At 58.2% G+C, this 808-nt stretch carries 1 protein-coding gene; it reads right to left on the bottom strand.

What is annotated here, in order from left to right; all coding sequences use genetic code 11:
- Window positions 1–753, bottom strand: a 753-nt coding sequence (locus RY113_RS18425) for a hypothetical protein (protein ID WP_315915836.1), incomplete at its 3' end; no start/stop codon positions are given.
- Between the last annotated feature and the right edge of the window lie 55 nt (window positions 754–808).

The following is an 808-nucleotide window of genomic DNA, read 5'->3' as shown; positions in this document are numbered from 1 at the left end:
ACTCATGATCTGGTTGCCTACGGCACGGATGAAATCGGGGCCTTGGAGTTGGGCGGTAGACACGAGGGCTTCTTCAACCTCGGTGGCTTCTTCGGTGCTGATACGCGCATTTTTCGCCAGCCGGGAGGCTTCATCGAGGTAATGGGCCACGGTAAGGGCCCGTTCTTGAGAGAGGGAGCCGTTGAAGAATGCTGTTGCGAGGCCTGTGTAAGCGGTAGGGGCTGTGGTACCGGTAATGGGGTCGGTGATGGGGAGGACTTCTTTAGCCAGGCGGATGCGCCGGTTCGCTTCGGAGGTGCTTAGTTGCAGAGATTGCACTAAGAGGTTGGTGCCTCCTCGGGCTCCGGTCTCTGCGTAGCGCCCTGCATGGACTCGTTCGTTGAGTTCACCAGCGGCTTGTACTGCTAGGGCTTGGCCAAAGCGTAGGAGTTGCTCAAGGTCTTGAGCCCACCGAACACATTCCACATCAGTGAACACCCCGAGATCCAGACCCACACTGACCTCCAGACCCACACTGACCTCCAGACCCATACTGACCTCCCGGCCCAGAACAGGGCCAGGATCCTGTGAAGGGCCAGCGCTGCTAGAACAGGCAGTGGGCGCAGCAGGCTCGCCCACCGTGTTAGCACCAGTGGGCTCGGTGGTGGTGGATAGTGCGTGGGCGAGGTTGAGAAGTTGATGAACGTGGTCACCAACTCGTAAAGCCCCTGAAAGGGATCCCGGATTGACCGGGTTCCCCCTTGCTGTATCCATACATCTATTCTATTAGCAGGCACTGACATAGAACATGAGACCAAGCACATCCGTG

This window comes from Arthrobacter sp. lap29, from assembly GCF_032458965.1.
Lineage (GTDB): Bacteria > Actinomycetota > Actinomycetes > Actinomycetales > Micrococcaceae > Specibacter > Specibacter psychrochitiniphilus.
The sequence above is the reverse complement of the archived record's forward strand: the minus strand, read 5'-3'. Positions and strand labels throughout refer to the sequence as shown.